Here is a 19,183-nt window from a genome sequence, read left to right on the forward strand (position 1 = left end):
CATAAGGATCCGTACTTTTTTTATGATAAGATAAGTTATCTGTTCTTTATTTACGCAGTTGTCTTAACACGGTAATTTCAACGCGGCGGTTTTTCTGCCGCCCTTGTACCGTCTCATTATCGGCAGCAGGGCGGGTGTCTGCATAACCCGCATATTGAAAACTGCTCGGGTCCAGCTTGCTTACATCGAGAAAATAACGCAGGACAGACATCGCACGGGCACCTGATAGTTCCCAATTGTCTTTGTACTCAGAGTAGCGACCGACGGGAACGGTGTCGGTATGGCCCTCAATGCTGACCGTCGTATGCAGGTCCCGGAACAGGCTCGCAAGCTTACCAAGCACGGGGTCAGCACCGTCCTTCAGCTCGGCTTTACCTGGGGCGAATAGAAAGCGATCACTGAGTGTGATGGCAATGCCTTGAGGCTCGTCTGAAATAAAAATATCATTATGAAGTTGATTATCCTGCACATATTGTTTAATTACTTGCATGAAGTCTGCGAGTTCTTCTTCCTGTTTACGGAAGGCCAGTTCCCGATCACTTAATGGCTCGGGGTCTTTCTCACCCGTTGTATCCGCTTGGGGATTCTTATGTTTCTCGGTATCCGCTGTTCCGGTTAAACCAGATCCTTGCTCCAAGATGGAGTCTCCACTTTTGAAAGTGGATTGCAAGGATTCCGTAACTAGCTTATATTTTTCCGTATCGAGCCGACTCATCGCATACATGACAACAAAAAAGATAAGTAATAGCGTGATCAGATCGGCATATGTGATCATCCAGCGATCCTGTTGTTCACTTCCGCTACTCCGTTTACGACGTTTTTTTCTAATCGGTTGTCTCATGGGTTGTCCCCCTTGCCTCCGTTTTGCGAGATAAACTGCTATGAGAAGTGTAGGATGCAAGCTTTTTACGTACGAGAAGCGGGTGTTCACCGTTCTGTACAGCTAGGATTCCTTCAAGGAGTAACTCCATATTCTGAATTTCTTCTTCGCCACGTGCTTTAATCTTGGATGCAATGGGAAGAAAGATAATATTAGCGCTTGCGACACCATATAGTGTGGCTGTGAAAGCAACAGCAATGGATGGACCGAGCTGCGTCGGCTCTTGCAGACTTCCTAAGACATGGATCAGGCCCATCACGGTACCGATGATTCCCATGGTTGGAGCGTATCCACCAGCAGACTCGAAGATTTTGGCGTAGTTTTCATGCTTCTGCTCAGTCGCTTCAATTTCAAGCTCTAGGATTTGTTGAACGAGTTCAGCATCGGTACCATCGACGACCATTTGAATGCCTTCCCGTAAGAAAGGGTCGGGATGTTCAGAAGAGGATTGTTCTAGTGCGAGTACACCGTCTTTACGCGCAATAACGGCCATATGCACAAGATCTTCAATGAGTTCATCGGGTAGACGGGTACGGCGTCCGAAGGCAACGCGGAGGGCAGTTGGGATTTTTTTAAGTCTGGAGGCTGGGAAGCTTATCATGACAGCGGCAAAAGTACCGCCGAACACGATCAGAGCCGCAGTGCCTTGTAACAGTCCGCTAATATGTCCGCCTTCCCATAGGAAGCCTCCAATTAATGCGATGAGGCCAGCTATTATACCGATAATCGTAGTTAAGTCCATGTTGTTGAACCATCTCCTTCTATATAAGAGTTATATATATTGTTTGCATACAAAAAACGAAGAGAGTATAATTAAGGGGAACACGCATTCTTATTATTGGAATGTTCAGGGATCCATTTCCCTTCATATTATTATCGGGAAATTTCGACAGAACCTTTAATATACCTATTCTAGACGATAAGGGTGATATTGGACAAATGAGTGATATAGTTGTCAGTACGAAATCCTTTGAAATTGAGTCGGAATTTCAGCCGCAGGGCGACCAGCCCCGCGCGATAACCGAGTTGGTTGAAGGGATACAAGAGGGTAAGAAGCATCAGACACTGCTTGGTGCTACAGGTACGGGTAAGACATTTACGATTGCACAGACCATCGCCAAGTTAAACCGGCCAACACTGGTCATTGCGCATAACAAGACGCTAGCTGCACAGCTGGCAAGTGAGTTTAAGGAGTTCTTCCCGAACAACTCTGTTGATTATTTCGTAAGTTATTACGATTACTATCAACCAGAAGCTTATATCCCTTCTTCAGACACATATATAGAGAAGGATTCAAGTATTAACGAAGAGATCGATAAACTTCGCCACTCTGCCACGAGCTCATTGTTTGAGCGTCGTGACGTTATTATTGTGGCAAGTGTGTCTTGCATATATGGTTTAGGTTCACCGCAGGAGTATTCAGAGTTGCTACTCTCCTTGCGGGTAGGTATGGAGAAGCCGCGCAATCAGATTTTGTCGCGGCTTGTTGATATTCAGTATCAGCGGAACGACATCAATTTCGTACGTGGTACGTTCCGCGTGCGTGGCGATGTCATAGAGATATTCCCTGCTTCGAAGGGAGAACATGCCGTACGTGTAGAATTGTTCGGAGATGAGATCGAACGGATCACAGAGATTGATGTTCTGACCGGAGAGCTTGTTGGGGAACGTGAGCATGTTGCAATCTTTCCGGCTTCTCACTTCGTCACCCGTGAGGAGACGATGCGCGTAGCACTCGTCAACATTGAACGGGAACTGGAGGAGCGGCTCGAAGTGCTTCGTGCAGAAGGCAAACTGCTGGAGGCGCAGCGCTTGGAGCAGCGTACTCGTTATGATATTGAGATGATGAAGGAAGTTGGTTTCTGCTCCGGTATCGAGAATTATTCTGGACCGCTGACTTTCCGGGAACCAGGAGCTACTCCTTTTACTTTAATGGACTATTTCCCAGACGATATGCTGATTGTCGTGGATGAGTCCCATGTGACGCTGCCACAGATCCGAGCTATGTATAACGGTGACCGTGCTCGTAAAACGGTGCTCGTGGATCACGGATTCCGTCTGCCTTCTGCGCTGGATAACCGACCACTGAAGTTTGAGGAGTTCGAGGAGAAAGTTAAACAGATTATTTATGTATCGGCTACACCAGGTCCATATGAGCTGGAGCACTGCGACACAATGGTGGAACAGATTATCCGTCCAACTGGGCTTCTCGATCCACTAATTGATGTAAGACCGTCCGAAGGTCAGATTGATGATCTGATTGGTGAGATTCATACCCGGATTGAACGTGATGAGCGCGTTCTTGTAACAACCTTGACGAAGAAGATGGCAGAGGATTTAACAGATTATTTGAAGGAAATTGGAATCAAGGTTCGGTATTTGCATTCCGATATCAAGACGTTTGAACGGATGCAGATTTTGCGTGATCTTCGGCTGGGTACATTCCATGTACTTATCGGAATCAACTTGCTAAGAGAGGGACTGGATCTTCCCGAAGTTTCTCTGGTTGCCATCCTGGATGCCGATAAGGAAGGCTTCCTTCGCTCCGATCGCTCGTTGATTCAGACGATTGGACGTGCGGCGAGGAACTCAGAAGGTCAGGTAATCATGTATGGTGATAAGATTACAGACTCGATGGATCGAGCGATCAAAGAGACTAGTCGTCGCCGTAGTGTTCAAGAAGCTTATAATGAAGAACATGGTATAACACCGCAGACCATTCGCAAGAAAGTGCGTGATGTCATCGAGGCTACGAAGGTGGCTGAGAGTAAAGCGGATTATCTCACAGGCACAGCGGGCAAGATGTCTAAGAAGGATCGTCAGGCTGTGATTGAGCGTCTAGAAGCCGAGATGAAAGAAGCTGCGAAGAATTTGCAGTTCGAACGAGCAGCAGAGCTTCGTGATGCATTACTTGAGCTGAAGGCTGAATAGTGCATATGTGGATGTACTACAGACGAGTCATTTTGACTCTTGAGAAATATATAGTAAGGCAACGTGAAGCAGTGAGGAGAGGATAACTTTTGGCGATTGAGAATATCGTTATTAAGGGCGCTCGCGCCCATAACCTGAAAAATATCGACGTAACGATCCCGAGGGATAAGTTCGTGGTTCTTACTGGACTAAGTGGTTCCGGGAAATCATCCCTAGCGTTCGATACGATTTATGCGGAAGGACAGCGCAGATATGTAGAGTCATTGTCCGCTTACGCGCGCCAGTTCTTAGGTCAGATGGAGAAGCCTGATGTCGATTCGATTGAAGGATTATCTCCAGCCATTTCTATTGATCAGAAGACGACAAGCCGTAATCCGCGTTCCACCGTGGGAACAGTAACGGAGATTTATGATTACCTAAGGTTGTTGTTTGCTCGTATTGGTCACCCCCACTGTCCGGTGCATGGTATTGAGATTACGTCCCAGACCGTTGAACAGATGGTAGACCGCATTATCCAGTACCCGGAGAAGACTCGTTTGCAGATTCTTGCGCCAGTGATTACAGGGCGTAAAGGGGAGCACAAGAGCTTATTCGCAGATATCGCAAAACAAGGTTTCGTGCGTGTTCGTGTTGACGGTGAACTGCGTGATCTTTCCGATAATATTGAGCTTGAGAAGAATAAGAAACACACGATCGAAGTCGTCGTTGACCGAATTGTCGTTAAACCGGATATCGAAGCTCGTTTAGCGGATTCGATTGAAACGGCGCTTAACTTATCGGGTGGCCAGCTTCTGGTAGACATTATGGGGCAAGAGGAACTTCGTTTTAGCTCGAACTTTGCATGTCCTGTTTGCGGGTTTAGCATGGAGGAGCTCTCTCCACGGATGTTCTCCTTCAATACTCCATTTGGAGCTTGTCCAGATTGTGATGGTTTAGGTGTAGAAATGATTGTTGACCCGGATTTGTTAGTCCCGGATACAAGCAAGAGTATTGAGGATGGGGCTTTTCAGGCATGGGCCGGCGGTACATCGAACTACTATCCTCAATTTCTGAAGTCTGTCTGCGAGCACTATGATATTCCAAGGGATGTACCGGTGAGTGAGCTTAGCTCAGAGCATATGGATAAACTGCTGTACGGTACTGGTAACCAGAAGGTTCATTTCAAATACGAGAATGATTTTGGCCAAAAGAAAGAGGCGTTTGTTACGTTTGAAGGGATTATCCCGAACCTGGAACGCCGCTACCGTGATACTAATTCAGAAGGGATTCGGGAATATATCGAAGGGTACATGAGCTCGAAGCCTTGTGATGTATGTAAGGGACACCGTCTGAAGAAGGAAAGCTTAGCGGTGACAATTAACGGGCAGAACATGGCTTATGCGACCAGTCTATCGATCGGTGAGGCGACTCGTTTCTTCGAAAGTCTTGACCTTACACCGAAAGAGAAACAGATTGCGAATCTGATCTTGAAAGAGATCAACAGCCGTTTAGGATTCTTGGTTAATGTCGGTCTCGATTACCTAACACTAAGCCGCTCGGCAGGTACTTTGTCCGGCGGGGAAGCCCAGCGTATTCGACTTGCAACCCAGATTGGCTCAAGCTTGATGGGTGTTCTCTACATTTTGGACGAGCCGAGTATTGGGCTTCATCAACGGGATAATGACCGCTTGATCTCTACACTTGAGCATATGCGTGACCTCGGTAATACGCTGATCGTTGTAGAACATGATGAAGATACGATGATGGCTGCGGACTATATTATTGATATTGGTCCAGGCGCTGGTATACACGGGGGACAGATTATTGCCCAAGGTACGCCGAAGGAGATTATGGAAGATGAGAATTCTCTAACCGGGCAGTACCTGAGTGGACGTAAGTTCATTCCGGTCAATAGTACACGCCGTAAGACAGATGACCGCTGGTTAGAAATCCGGGGAGCCAAGGAGAATAATCTTAAGAATATTAATGTCAAAATTCCAATCGGTGTCTTTACGGCAGTTACCGGCGTGTCTGGTTCTGGTAAATCGACACTTGTGAATGAGATTCTGTATAAGACGCTTGCGCGTGACCTAAACAGAGCCCGGGTTCGTCCGGGTCAATATAAGGAAATGCGTGGCCTAGAGCATATCGAGAAGGTAATCGATATCGACCAATCCCCAATTGGACGAACACCTCGCTCGAACCCAGCGACCTATACGGGAGTATTTGATGATATTCGCGACATTTTCTCTCAGACAAATGAAGCGAAGATTCGTGGCTATAAGAAAGGCCGCTTTAGCTTTAACGTTAAAGGTGGACGCTGTGAGGCATGCCGTGGTGACGGAATCATCAAGATTGAGATGCACTTCTTACCAGACATTTACGTACCATGTGAGGTATGTAAGGGTAAGCGATACAATCGTGAGACACTAGAAGTGAAGTATAAAGGGAAGAATATTTCCGATGTGTTGGAGATGACAGTTGAAGATGCAACGGAATTCTTCGTTAATATCCCTAAGATTCACCGGAAGATGCAGACGCTTATGGATGTAGGGCTTGGGTACATCAAGTTAGGACAACCTGCAACGACACTATCGGGTGGGGAAGCTCAGCGTGTGAAGCTTGCCTCCGAGTTGTATCGTCGTAGTACGGGCAAGACGATGTACATTCTCGATGAACCGACTACGGGCTTGCATGTCGATGATATTGATCGTTTGCTTGTTGTACTCCATCGATTGGTGGACTCTGGTGAATCGGTGCTTGTCATCGAGCATAATCTCGATGTAATTAAGACAGCTGATTATCTGATCGATCTTGGACCGGAAGGCGGCAGCGGCGGGGGTACCATCATTGCTACCGGTACGCCTGAGCAGATCGTGAAAGTACCTGAATCCTACACCGGTAAATATCTGAAGCCAATTCTAGAACGTGATACGAAACGGACTGAGGATTGGAATAAAGAGAATATGGTTAAAGAAGAAACAACAGTGAAATAAGTGAAATGATTAGAATAGAGAGCGGACCCATGGAACAAGTGATGTTGTGTGACGGGTAATCATCTAACTTGACGGGAGCTCTTCAAGAATGAATGAAAGCGAAGTCCTTGGATCACAAGGCTTCGCTTTTTTTTGTGTTGTAAATCGAAATGGCGGAGAAAACCTTTTAAAAACACAAATGATCATAGAAGAAAACACGGGGTCAAGGAAGGATGTCATGAAGTAAGTGATAAAAATGGCTAAAAATGAGAAAAAATTATGACTTTTTTACCTTTTTTGGAATGAAGGGCTTGCATCCGAGCGTGGGCGCGGATAACATAGAGGAAGATATGTGAAAATGCCCGAGAAACCACGAGGAGGTACGTCCCAATGTTCCTTGCAGCAGCTGCGGAAGCCGGTTCAAATTTTAAGACATTTGATATTTTCATGATTTTGTTTACGATTTTGATTTTTATCGGAGTAGTTCGGTTGCTAACTGCCCGCCAGAAAAATAAATTTGCGATTGCTTTTGGCATTGTTAGTCTGCTAGTTTTCTTGTACTCGGACTATGCGATGATTACCAATTGGTTCAGTACCAATTAGGAAATGTAGAAGTTACATAAGAGGGTGTCCTGCTGTTAACACAGTGTGGACGCCTTTTTTTTATCGAATGACAGTAGTTGCATAATTATAGGTGTATTAAAAGTTAAATTAGGACTTCCAGCAATTGTATGGGTTTTAGTCGTATGGTAAATTTAGGAGTACACGTAGCCGTGTGGCTAACGTTCGGGAGAGGAACGGGTGAAGAGATGAATAGTTCTGAGAAGATAAAGATGGTAGGAACGCTGCTAAGTGTTTCACTTTTGGTCGGTACGGGGATGTCCTCGATATCGGTTAAAGAGGTAGAAGCACAGTCTGCCAGAAGTAGTACAAGCAGTGCCCCTACATACACACAGGATCCAGTTCCACAGGTGATTAAGAACTTGTCTCCGTCGGTTGTTGGGATTATAGGAAAGACAACCTCGGGAAGCTCCCAAAGTAGCGAAGATCGTTATAATTTGGCACATGGAACAGGCGTTATCCTGAAATCCGATGGCTGGATTGTTACGAATGCTCATGTGGTGAACGAGCTTACAGGTATTACAGTAGTTACTGCGGACGGTAAAACATACAAAGTTACTAAGGTGCTTAGTGATAGCATCAGTGATATAGCATTAATCAAAATCAATGCCAAATCTCTAAAGCCTGCTCGATTTGCTGATAGTAGCAAGGTCGCTCAAGTTGGTGAGAAGGTTGTTGCGATTGGTACACCCATTTCATTCTCGCTTCGTAATTCGGCTTCGGTTGGTGTCGTAAGTGGACTAGATCGAAGTGTGGATGGCGCTTATCGTTTGCTACAGACCGATACAGCGATTAACCCAGGGAATAGCGGTGGGCCGCTCGTGAATATGAAGGGTGAGGTTATCGGGATAAATACGATGAAATTTTCTGCAGTTGGGATTGAGAATATGGGGTTCTCCATTCCTACGGAAACCGTTCAATATGTCATTGGTCATTTACTTAAATATGGAGAAGTGAAGCGTGCAGCTTTGGGGCTCGAACTCGAGGAAAGCTGGTCAGCCATCGTAGGACTCCCAAGTGATGACCCACTTACGGTTACGAAAGTTATATCTAACCATGCGAAAAAAGCTGGAATCAAGGAAGATGATGTAATCTACGCCATCAATGGTAAGAGGGTGTACTCGAACGTGGATATTAATGAAATGCTAAAGAGCTTTATGCCAGGCTCCAAGGTCAATGTATTAATGCAGAGTGACGGAGATATTGTGAACCGCAGACTTACACTTAGTAGTGGAGCCGAGTATGATGCCATCGCAGCTTCTGAGCCAGAAGGAGAGGAACTGTAATGAAGAAGGAAGAACGGACAGTTCATACAAAGATATGGCGGGCGTCTACTGGACTACTGACAGCTGTTGTATTAAGTGCCTCATTGTCATTGCCAGTATGGGGAGACGCGGTGGAGAAGCGAATTCTTACAGTGAAGCAAGGCAGCGGTACGGCGGTAGTGAATGGGAGTTCTTATACCATTGCCAAGCCGCTGATCAAGCAAGGTACCCTGATGGTTCCTGTTGGTGTGTTCAAAAAAGCATTTGGCACCGTGATTAAGCTGGAGGGCAACAGCCGTATTCGTGTTCTCCAAGGACCACATGCTGTAGTCATGTCAATTGGCAGTACGACAGCTTGGGTTGACGGGAAAAAGATTGTTCTTCCGATAGAGCCCCAGATGGTTGCCGGAACACTGATGGTTCCGCTACGCTCTGTAGCAGAGGGGATCGGTGCTAAAGTGACTAAGGACAAGAGTGGTAAGCTCAGCATTAGCCTAGTGGTAACGGATAAAGATGAGCCACAGACGAACACAAGCATTGATGGCACGGCAGGTAAGACACGCATTGGTAACAGTTATTACGAATGGAGTATGAACTACCCTTCGGGCATGGTGATCGGGGGCGGGGCAGATGATGAGAGTGTATCAGTATTTGCGGATGCGACCGGACGTTACTATTTGGAGGTTCATGCGACGGAGCAGCAGGTAAAGCTCGATACAGAGGATCTTTTGCTGAAGCTTGAAAAAGAGGCTCACAGCTCCGGTGATGTTGTATTAGACCGTGAAACGGTGACACAGGCACCTGTACCTTATGCGCGAATTATTTCTAAGGATTCTGAGGGTTTACTGTGGGAAGTTCGGGCCTACTATGCGAACGATAAGGTGTATGGCATTTATTTTGCTGATGGTGATGCTTCGCATTATAAAGACCTGGATAAATACGCTGGGCTGCTCAATTCCTTTAAACCATCATTTAACGCAGGGGATAAGACACTAAAGGATCTTTCTTCGATTGAAAATGGGCTCCGCAGTGTTATGAATTTGGATTATGGCATTATGGCAAGTGTGCCCGCTCATTGGTCAGTGAACGACCAAGACATGTTCTATGGTGATGAGGAAGACGGTTACCTAGCTATCAGAGTCACCACTGCGCCGGAGGGGACAAAGGGAACGCTTAGCGGTTGGGCTGATCAGATGAAGAGCTATCTTGGTGAAGTTTTTATTCCAGAGTCCTATGAGATTGTTGGAACCAATCCTGTGGAAATCTCCGGTGAGAAGGGGCTCATTCAAGAGGTTCGATACAATTATGGCGATGGATGGGCAACGGAATATGAAGTCATGGTTCAAAAGAATGGCTACAGGTACTATTTAGAATATGTCGTGCCAGAAGGAAAAGAAGAGACCGCCACGGCATGGAAGAATGTGCTGGAGTCGGTAGATATCGACTACGAAGCTGTTCCGGCTAACTTTGGTCGAATCGCTGAGGAAGAGTATTTAATAGACAAGTCAAAGGTAGCGACAAGAAGTTCAAGTGCTTATCGTTATCAGATTACAGTTCCTAGATATTGGACGGCAATCAGTGATCGTTTTGAATCATACCGAGTGGAGTATAGCTTCATTGGAGGCAACTTTGAAATAACAGCGGACAAGGATCTCGAGGCGGAAGAGTTGGTTAGTGGACTGAAGGACTATTATAAAGAAGCATCTAAAGGTAAGAACAAAGTGAAGCTTCTGAGTACAGAGAACATTACATTTGCAGGTGTGCCTGCTGTATCTTTCAAAGCGCACCACGAGAAGAATGGGATCGGATATACAGCGAGACAGATTGTTTTTGAGAACGGCGGGGTGACATACACGCTATCAACTGTAATAAATGATGCGAACGCGACCGAAGCTCAAATAGAGGCAATTGAGAAGACATTGAAATCGTTTGAATTGGTCAAATAGAGAAATGCTATAATAAGATGTTATAATATAAGTCAGGCCATTTAAATTGGATAGTATCTATAGATAAAGAGCCAACAGTTAACGACTGCTTGGCTCTTTGTATCTTCATCCATATGCGGTAGTTTGAGATTACATTTTATTTTTCTTGAGAGGAAGAAGAGATACCTGTATGAGAGAGACTTTAAAAGATATGTTCTCAACGTCGTTTGTACGTTCGGTTGCCGATAAAATGAAAGAGAAATACTCCGATTTCGATAAGGAACGGTTCCAATCACTCGTCTATGATGAGATGTGGGAATCGGAGGAGTTTAAGCAGCGTATACGGCATTTAGCCCGTGCGCTCACCGAGACATTGCCGCCTTCCTATGAAGAAGCATTGAGGATTTTGTATGAGGTGGCTCCGGAGTGTAAGGGTATTGAGTATTTGTTTATCCCTGACTTCGTTGAAATGAATGGGATGGAGGATTTTGAGCAATCAATGCAGGCACTGGAAGTGTTCACAATTTACTCAAGTGCAGAGTTTGCGGTTCGGCCGTTTATCATACAGCATCAGGATCGCATGATGGCACAAATGATAGATTGGGCTAAAAGCGATAGTGAGCATGTGCGCAGGCTTGCAAGTGAAGGAAGTCGTCCACGTCTTCCTTGGGGACAGCAGCTACCAGAGCTGATTCGAGATCCTGCTCCTGCACTACCCATTCTTACATTATTGAAGGAAGACCCATCCCTGTATGTGCGCAAGAGTGTGGCGAATCATCTGAATGACATTTCGAAGGACCATCCAGAACTGGTCTTGGAGCTGGCAGGCAAGTGGTATGGTAATCACCCGCATACGGATTGGATTGTAAGGCATGGTCTGCGTACGCTGTTAAGACGGGGAGATATAAGAGCGCTTGCTGTGTTTGGCTATGAGGACCTTGAGGAGAACATCGTAGAGGTGATCGGACTTCAAGTAGAATCAGAGGTCATTTCAGTGGGCGAGGATTTAGTATTTTCCTTTTCATTACTGAATGGGACCGATCAACAGCGGTCGTTGCGCATTGATTATGAGATTGGATATATGAAGGCGAATGGGAAGCGCGCACCTAAGCGATATAAGTGTTCTGACAAACCCTATGCTCCTGGAAGACATCATGTGAAGAAAAAACAATCTTTCAAAGTGATTTCCACACGCCGTTTCTATCCTGGCGAGCATACTCTCGATATATTGGTGAATGGGAAGCGTATGGCATCTGTATCGTTTGAATTGAAAGCATAGTGGCAGGTGATTGAGGAGGCAGTGTCCCCAATTAGATGAAGACTATATAAGATGCGTAGCACATCCGTATGCTCCTAAGCCAGCTGGTCGTAATATTTGTTTTACTGACTCAGGGGATGTTATTTGGAGCGAATGAGTCGTTATGAACATGTTCATGGCCTGAGAGGCCGTTATTTGTAAATATGAACGGGGAAAAGACTTGTTTTGCAAAATTAGCGGATTCTCAGTCCGCAACAACATGAAATATTGGTGGATTACAGCAAATAACGGAATGCGAGTCCGTTTAAAGTGCTTGTTGGAACGATTCTCGTCTACGAATTTAGCAATTCGTAGAAAAGCTTGGCTTATGCTTCCGTAGTAAGCTATCCATACGAATTTAGCAATTCGTAGAAAAGCTTGGCTCATGCTTCCGTAGTAAGCTTTCCATGCGAATTTAGCAATTCGTAGAAAAGCTTTTAGTATAACCCCACTTTTGGTACACTGGATAAGTTGTAGAATTAGAGTTGTAATAACGGGTATGATGGAATTATAGATTCTCTATTATTGATGTTGGATATAAGGCTTTTCTTGAATGTGATGAAATTATATAGTAACTGGTCATGTGCCGGTTTGGGAGGATATAGATGGATACAAAAGTTTTACGAAGAGAAGACGTAGAGCTGCTAGCGCCTGCGGGTGATTGGGATTGCATGCGGGCTGCTGTTGCGAATGGGGCGGATGCAATCTTTTTCGGGGTCGAGAAATTTAACGCGCGTGCTCGTGCGAACAACTTCCGTATGGATGAGCTGCCAGAGATTATGGCTTTCTTGCACAGTTATGGCGTAAAGGGATTCCTCACATTTAATATTCTAGTGTTCGAGAATGAACTTGAGGATGCGAAGGAACTGATTGATGCTTGTGTTGATGCAGGGGTCGATGCAGTAATTGTACAGGATCTCGGATTGGTGAAGATGATCCGCGAGATTTCGCCGGACTTCCCGATCCACGGTTCGACGCAGATGACCATTACTTCACCAGAAGCAGTGGAGTTTACGAAACCTTTTGATATGGAGCGGGTTGTGCTTGGTCGTGAGAACAATCTGAAGCAGATTCAGAAGATCGGTGCTCAGGCGAAGCTGCCTATGGAAGTGTTCGTACACGGAGCTTTGTGTGTGTCTTATTCTGGACAGTGTCTGACCTCCGAAATGTGGGGCGGTCGCTCCGCGAACCGTGGAGAATGCGCCCAAGCCTGCCGTCTTCCATATGATCTTATGGTCGATGGCGAACAGAAGCCAATGGGCGATGTGGCATATCTATTGTCTCCAAAAGATTTGGCGGCAATTGACCTGATGCCTGAGCTAATTGAAGCAGGTGTAACTTCCTTCAAAATTGAAGGTCGCCTGAAGACGCCAGAATATGTGGCGAATGTAGTCAGCAAATATCGTAAAGTAATTGACAGGTATTTTGACGGGGATGAGTCCAAACCGAGTAAGGAAGAAGTGCGTGAGTTGCAGCAGAGTTTCTCCCGTGGCTTTACTCATGGTTTCTTAGATGGCACGAATAATAAAAAATTGGTGGAAGGTACATTCCCGAAAAGCCGTGGAGTATACTTGGGCCGTGTAGAGCAGATTCTTCGTGATGGTGTGGTATGTAAGCTGGAAGCACCACTGAAGCGCGGCGACGGCATTGTGTTTGATGCTGGAGATCCAACGAAGAAGGAAGAAGGCGGGCGTGTCTACGATGTACGTCGTAAAGGCGTGAAGCTTGAAGGTGAAGCTGAAGAAGGCTGGATTATCGACATCGTACCAGGCCGTAGTGATGTAGATCTGCGTAAGCTGCATGTAGGGGACCGGATTTGGAAGACAAACGACCCGGCACTGGACAAACGTCTGCGTCAGACGTTTGAGACAGACAAGCCGTACCGGGTATTCCCGGTACATGTGCGTGTCAGCGGTCGTCCTGGACAACCGCTGTCAACGTGGTGGACCGATGTGCAGAAAGGCACGACGGTCCAAGTGGATTCTGAGATGGAACTAGAGATTGCCCAGAAGCGGCCGATGAACCGAGAGCTTCTCGAGGAGCAATTCGGCCGTCTGGGCGGAACCGTGTTCCAGCTAGAGCAATTAGACGTCGAGTTATACGGCGACGTCATTGTCCCTATGCGCGAGCTGAACAGTATCCGCCGCCGTGCGGTGGAACTGCTCGCAGGCGAGCGTCCGAAGCCGCCCGTATATGTGAAGCGGGCGGTGTCGGTCTATGGCGATGCGGCGAAGCCAGCAACGCCAGTGGCGCGCGGTGAAGCGAAGCTTACCGCGCTGTGCCGCAGCCTGCCGCAGGTACAGGCTGCTCTCGAAGCCGGCGTAGAGATGATATACGCCGACTTCGAGTTTATCAAGCAGTTCCCGGCAGCGGTGGAAGCCGTCCATGCTGCTGGCAAGCAGATTGCGCTGGCTACGCCGCGCATTCATATGCCAGGCGAGAACGGCTACCATAACAACATCTTGCGCTTACAGCCAGATGCTGTGCTGGTGCGCAACACCGGGGCGCTGTATTTCTATCTGCGCCACCGGATGGAGAACCCGGATCAGAAGCATCCGAAGTTGATCGGTGACTTTTCACTGAATATTGCGAACCATAAGGCCGTAGATTTATTCCTTGAAGCTGGCTGCGATGCAGTTACACCGTCGTATGACCTGAACATTCAACAGATGGTTGACCTGCTGGGCAAGGCTGACACATCAAGAATGGAAGTCGTTATCCATCAACATCTACCGATGTTCCATACGGAGCACTGTGTGTATTGTACGTTCCTAAGTGAAGGAACTGACTTTACGAACTGTGGTCGTCCTTGTGAAGAACACCGCGTATCCCTTCAGGACCGGATTGGCATGTCTCACCCGGTACGCGTAGATGAGGGCTGTCGTAACACGGTGTATAACGCTATTGAACAGTCTGGTGCAGAATACTTGGCTAATTTCATGGAACTTGGAGTATCAAGTTACCGTGTGGAATTCCTAGAAGAATCGCCAGAGCAAGTACATGAGGTTATTGATCTTTACAACCGCGCTCTCCGTGGTGAGATTAGTGGAACACAGGTGTGGAAGAAGCTAAAGGCAACGAACCAGCTTGGTGTAACGCGTGGGCAGCTAGTGAAGTAAGAAGTTAGATTACGTAACTTATGAATTTATAGAAGAGCACGAGAGGCGCGGTAACAAGCCTCATCGTGCTCTTTTTACGTGGATTTAGAACAAATGAAATGATTAATCTTCTTTAGCGGATGCGGAACCTACTTCCGCACTTTTGTCTATCTCCAGAGCATAAGCGATGCATCGCTCGACAAACTCCAGCACATCCTCCGTAATTGGATACAACCCAGACTCCTCAGCCGGTTGTTTCCGTACCTCCCAGAACTTGTTCATAAGCTCTTCATCTCCGCCAAAGGTTTCGTTCGATACCTCAATGAGCTCGGATGCAATCTGATAGCCTTCCTCGGACTCAGGCTCAATGGAATATTCAATGCACCATTCGATCCGTCTGAGCAATGAGATGTACTGTTGTGTAGTTCGGTCACTGTTCCCTAGATTGGGGAGCGCTTGCTTTAAGAACTGACGTTCATCCTCTTCAAAATAGTCCATCCATTTCTTAGAGTTAGTCTTCCCGGTCTGGACGAGAGAGGATACCTTCTCCCAAGAAAGGGATCCATCCAGATCAATCATATTGATTAGGGAGGTTGTGTTGTTGATGCTGGTCTGAAGGGAGGATAACTGTTCTTGCAGATGGTTGTGATGTGCGATCAGAATATGTCGTAATGACAGCTTCTCCAGCAGATTCTGAATATCCTCAAGCGGTAGTGAAAGAGATTTGAGGAGAATGATTTTTTCAAGGGTAAACAAGTCTTCCTCTGCATAGTAACGCCGGCCATTGTCATCTTTATAGCTTGGCGTAAGAAGTCCAATCTGATCATAATAGCGAAGTGTGCGGACTGATACATTACTCTGTTTGGATACTTGCCCTGTTGTCCATCGATTCATGCGAATCCTCCTGAAAAATAATGCTTGAAGGTGACGTTCCGTCACCTAATATACTGGAATTATATCACAGGAGATAAAGGGGCATGCGGAATGAACAGCAATGTGGAGAATTGGAAGCAACAAGACCCATGGACTTGGAAAGAGTGTGCGGCGCTTTTGTTACTCGAATTCGGATTCGTCATCGGATGTATTAAGTTTGTAGTAAAGCCTCTGTACAGAGACTGGCTTGGAGATGAGTTATACGCGGGAACCTTGATCGGAGTGACGATCGCAATCGTACTGTTGACAGGTTTGTATTTGATTGCAATTCGACCAAAACGTCTCTCTTGGGATGAGGTAGGAGTAAGAACTTTTGCTGCAAAAGATTGGGGACGCATCTTCGTCTGGACGTTTGTATTGATTATTGGAAGTGTACTGGTCATGGAGCTTACCAATCTCCTAGGAAATACATATGAGAACAGCAAAACAGAAGCAATGCAGAATCATGTAACTTTCTTTACCGTATTTATTGCTTTCGTATCTGCGGCAATCATCTCACCGCTCTATGAAGAAATCTTCTACCGTGGTTTCCTATACCGCTGGCTACGTACACGTCTCTCAATGCGCTGGGCAATCCTATTAAGCTCACTAATTTTTACGCTTGCTCATATTCCAACATACAATGCAATGCCGGCAAACTTTTTGGGTGGGGTCGTTTTTGCATGGGCTTATGAACGGACGAATTCGATATGGCCGGCGGTTATTGTTCACGGACTGATGAATGGGATTGCGGTGGTGTTGACATCGTTTGGATAGGATAGGCTAGGAAAAAGGCCTAGAATACTGGTATAATTATCTAAAAAAGTGGACGTGGATGTTCCTTTGTTCGCTTTGGAAGGAGTCCATTATGGAGATCCGTAAAGCCATCATTCCAGCAGCAGGGCTTGGAACTCGTTTCCTACCAGCAACGAAAGCTATGCCTAAAGAGATGCTTCCTATTGTAAATAAGCCGACGATTCAATTTATTATTGAAGAAGCTGTAGCTTCAGGAATTGAAGATATTATCATTGTCACCGGTAAGGGAAAACGAGCCATCGAAGACCATTTTGACTCTTCATTTGAACTAGAGCATAATCTTGCTTCCCAAGGAAAGTGGGGGTTACTTGAAGAGGTGCGTCGTCCATCCAATATGGCAGACATTCATTATATTAGGCAAAAAGAGCCCAAAGGTCTCGGACATGCCATTTGGTGTGCTCGTAAGTTTATTGGAGATGAACCCTTCGCTGTTTTGCTCGGAGATGACATCGTGGAGTCTGAAACGCCATGCTTAAAGCAAATGATGCATGTTTATGATCTATATCAACGGGCCATTGTTGGTGTTCAGCCTGTGCCATGGGATGAAGTAGGTCGTTATGGCATTGCAGCAGGCCATGAAATAACGGACCGAATCTATGAGACAACTAGCTTGGTAGAGAAACCAACGAGAGACCAAGCTCCTTCTAATCTAGCAATCATGGGGCGATATATTTTGCCATCCGATATTTTTGAAATTTTGGAGACACAGGCATCGGGAAAGAACGGAGAAATTCAGCTCACGGATGCTCTAGCTACGCTTTCACGAAGAGATCCAATATTAGCCTATCATTTTGAAGGTAAGCGCCACGATGTAGGAGAGAAGCTCGGATTTATCGAGACAAGTATTCATTATGCACTGCAGCATAATGAATTGAGACCGGAACTTTTGAAGTACATGCGTGAAGTACTTAAACAAGAAGATCAATAATAAATTGATATAGGGAGTTAGACAAACAGTTGGGCAGTTCAAGTAGATATTAATCTACCTGGGCTGCCCTTTGCTGTGTTAATCATACTTCTTTTATGAAGTAAGGTGTTCCAGTCTGAATTTTGGGACTGGCTTGAGTGTCATCGGACATGACTAATCACCATATGATGCAGAAGAGAACTGATGCTTACGTCATGTGTTTACAATATGTTCGAGTTTTGGAAGGAGAACGATTATGAAAGCCATCATCCTAGCGGGAGGAACGGGCTCCAGACTCTACCCCTTAACGAAGGTAACCAATAAACATCTACTTCCGGTTGGGAAATATCCTATGATATTTCATTCGATTAAGAAATTAAAACAAGCTGGTCTTCTTGATATCCTTATTATTACAGGTAAAGAACATATGGGTGATGTTGTTAATCTACTTGGGAGTGGCAGGGAAATCGGTGTTTCATTTACTTATAAAGTTCAGGATGAAGCTGGTGGGATCGCTCAAGCACTTGGCTTAGCCCAACAATTTGTCGGAGAGGATCAAGTGGTTGTTATTCTAGGGGACAATGTATTCCTCGATGATATTACGCCTTACGTCAACCAGTTTCAAAATCAAACGTCAGGTGCCAAGATCCTTATTCAGCAGGTGGATGATGCATCAAGATTCGGTGTTCCAGAAATTAATGGTGACCGAGTGATCTCGATCGAAGAGAAGCCAGCCGTGCCCAAGAGTAATTTTGCTGTAACAGGTATTTATATGTATGACTCACGTGTGTTTGATATCATCCAGAATCTAAAACCATCTACTCGCGGTGAATTAGAAATAACCGATGTCAATAATGCGTATATTGAGCGAGGAGAACTCACGTTTAATGTTTTACAGGGCTGGTGGACGGACGCAGGAACACACACTTCACTCGCGCGCGCTAATGAATTAGCGGAACATATTTTGCTTGGCGATGAGTTTGGTCATCTTAAGATGTAATAAGCGAAGGAGTAAATAAGTGATGATAATAACTCCTCTAAAATTAAATGGAGCAAGTTTAATAGAACCGGTTGTCCGTCATGACAACCGGGGTTTTTTCATGGAAAGCTACAATGCTGCTGAGTTTAAACAACATGGAGCAAGTTTTAACTTTATTCAAGATAACCATTCGCAATCCTTCGAGGCTGGAGTAATTCGCGGCTTACATTACCAACTCTATCCGAAATCGCAGACTAAGCTAATTCGAGTATTAGCTGGAGCTATTTACGATGTCATTGTGGATATACGCAAGAGCTCCCTAACTTTTGGTCAATGGGTTGGAGTTATTTTAACCGAACATAATAAACGTCAACTTTTGGTCCCTCAAGGCTTCGCACATGGCTTCTGTACGCTTGTTCCTAATACACAAGTACTTTATAAGGTGGACGAATATTATTCTCCTGCACATGACCGTGGCATATTATGGAATGATCCAGCCTTGGGGATTGATTGGCCAACGTCCAATCCCATCCTATCCGACAAGGATCAAAGACATCCGTTGCTAAATGATGCGGAAATGAATTTTTAGTAGGGGGCG

Annotated in this window: 14 protein-coding genes; 11 read left to right on the forward strand and 3 right to left on the reverse strand. The window is 45.8% G+C overall.

The annotated features are described in order from the left end of the window. Window positions 1-46: 46 nt before the first annotated feature. Both AC3WJJ_RS21095 and AC3WJJ_RS21100 read right to left on the reverse strand, forming a co-directional pair. A complete protein-coding gene (locus AC3WJJ_RS21095) occupies window positions 47-841 on the reverse strand; it encodes a flagellar motor protein MotB (protein WP_492543594.1) in 795 nt (264 codons plus the stop codon). Next, window positions 825-1,622 carry a flagellar motor protein gene (locus AC3WJJ_RS21100; RefSeq protein ID WP_492543595.1) on the reverse strand — a complete coding sequence of 266 codons (798 nt, stop codon included), beginning with the start codon at window positions 1,620-1,622 and terminating at the stop codon, window positions 825-827. The genes AC3WJJ_RS21095 and AC3WJJ_RS21100 overlap by 17 nt, the downstream gene beginning before the upstream one ends. A gap of 197 nt (window positions 1,623-1,819) precedes the next feature. On the opposite strand from AC3WJJ_RS21100, the gene uvrB reads away from it, so the two are divergent. The 7 genes from uvrB to AC3WJJ_RS21135 all read left to right on the forward strand — a co-directional run bounded on the left by uvrB (window position 1,820) and on the right by AC3WJJ_RS21135 (window position 14,992). After that, window positions 1,820-3,811 (forward strand): excinuclease ABC subunit UvrB, encoded by a 1,992-nt coding sequence (uvrB, locus tag AC3WJJ_RS21105; protein WP_492543596.1) that lies wholly within the window; start codon window positions 1,820-1,822, stop codon window positions 3,809-3,811. A gap of 89 nt (window positions 3,812-3,900) precedes the next feature. Then, the gene (uvrA, locus tag AC3WJJ_RS21110; protein WP_422658522.1) at window positions 3,901-6,786 is read left to right on the forward strand and encodes an excinuclease ABC subunit UvrA; all 2,886 of its coding nucleotides are present in this window, start codon (window positions 3,901-3,903) and stop codon (window positions 6,784-6,786) included. A gap of 369 nt (window positions 6,787-7,155) precedes the next feature. Continuing rightward, window positions 7,156-7,368 carry a DUF2759 family protein gene (locus AC3WJJ_RS21115; protein WP_422658521.1) on the forward strand — a complete coding sequence of 71 codons (213 nt, stop codon included), beginning with the start codon at window positions 7,156-7,158 and terminating at the stop codon, window positions 7,366-7,368. A 275-nt stretch (window positions 7,369-7,643) separates the two neighbouring features. After that, a complete protein-coding gene (locus AC3WJJ_RS21120; RefSeq protein ID WP_492543631.1) occupies window positions 7,644-8,672 on the forward strand; it encodes a S1C family serine protease in 1,029 nt (342 codons plus the stop codon). Next, on the forward strand, window positions 8,672-10,597 hold the full coding sequence (locus AC3WJJ_RS21125; RefSeq protein WP_492543597.1) for a stalk domain-containing protein: 1,926 nt from the start codon (window positions 8,672-8,674) through the stop codon (window positions 10,595-10,597). The genes AC3WJJ_RS21120 and AC3WJJ_RS21125 overlap by 1 nt, the downstream gene beginning before the upstream one ends. A 169-nt stretch (window positions 10,598-10,766) precedes the next feature. Next, on the forward strand, window positions 10,767-11,855 hold the full coding sequence (locus AC3WJJ_RS21130) for a DNA alkylation repair protein (RefSeq protein ID WP_492543598.1): 1,089 nt from the start codon (window positions 10,767-10,769) through the stop codon (window positions 11,853-11,855). 623 nt (window positions 11,856-12,478) lie between these two features. Beyond that, window positions 12,479-14,992: a U32 family peptidase gene (locus tag AC3WJJ_RS21135; RefSeq protein ID WP_422658518.1), complete on the forward strand. Its 2,514-nt coding sequence runs from the start codon at window positions 12,479-12,481 to the stop codon at window positions 14,990-14,992. 102 nt (window positions 14,993-15,094) lie between these two features. Here the strand turns inward: AC3WJJ_RS21135 and AC3WJJ_RS21140 are convergent, their stop codons facing one another. Continuing rightward, complete coding sequence (locus AC3WJJ_RS21140; RefSeq protein WP_492543599.1) at window positions 15,095-15,865, reverse strand: MerR family transcriptional regulator; 771 nt, start codon at window positions 15,863-15,865, stop codon at window positions 15,095-15,097. Window positions 15,866-15,955: 90 nt separating this feature from the next. Here AC3WJJ_RS21140 and AC3WJJ_RS21145 point away from each other — a divergent pair, with 90 nt between their 5' ends. The 4 genes from AC3WJJ_RS21145 to rfbC all read left to right on the forward strand — a co-directional run bounded on the left by AC3WJJ_RS21145 (window position 15,956) and on the right by rfbC (window position 19,174). Next, entirely contained in the window at window positions 15,956-16,660 is a 705-nt protein-coding gene (locus AC3WJJ_RS21145) for a CPBP family intramembrane glutamic endopeptidase (RefSeq protein WP_492543600.1), read from the forward strand. A 91-nt stretch (window positions 16,661-16,751) separates the two neighbouring features. Continuing rightward, window positions 16,752-17,627 carry a UTP--glucose-1-phosphate uridylyltransferase GalU gene (galU, locus tag AC3WJJ_RS21150; RefSeq protein ID WP_422658515.1) on the forward strand — a complete coding sequence of 292 codons (876 nt, stop codon included), beginning with the start codon at window positions 16,752-16,754 and terminating at the stop codon, window positions 17,625-17,627. 235 nt (window positions 17,628-17,862) lie between these two features. Further along, window positions 17,863-18,606, forward strand: coding sequence for a sugar phosphate nucleotidyltransferase (locus tag AC3WJJ_RS21155; protein ID WP_492543601.1), 744 nt, complete (start codon window positions 17,863-17,865; stop codon window positions 18,604-18,606). A gap of 22 nt (window positions 18,607-18,628) precedes the next feature. Then, complete coding sequence (gene rfbC / locus AC3WJJ_RS21160) at window positions 18,629-19,174, forward strand: dTDP-4-dehydrorhamnose 3,5-epimerase (protein ID WP_492543602.1); 546 nt, start codon at window positions 18,629-18,631, stop codon at window positions 19,172-19,174. The last annotated feature ends 9 nt before the right edge of the window (window positions 19,175-19,183 follow it).

It is taken from the genome of Paenibacillus sp. FW507-14B1B, from assembly GCF_058781425.1.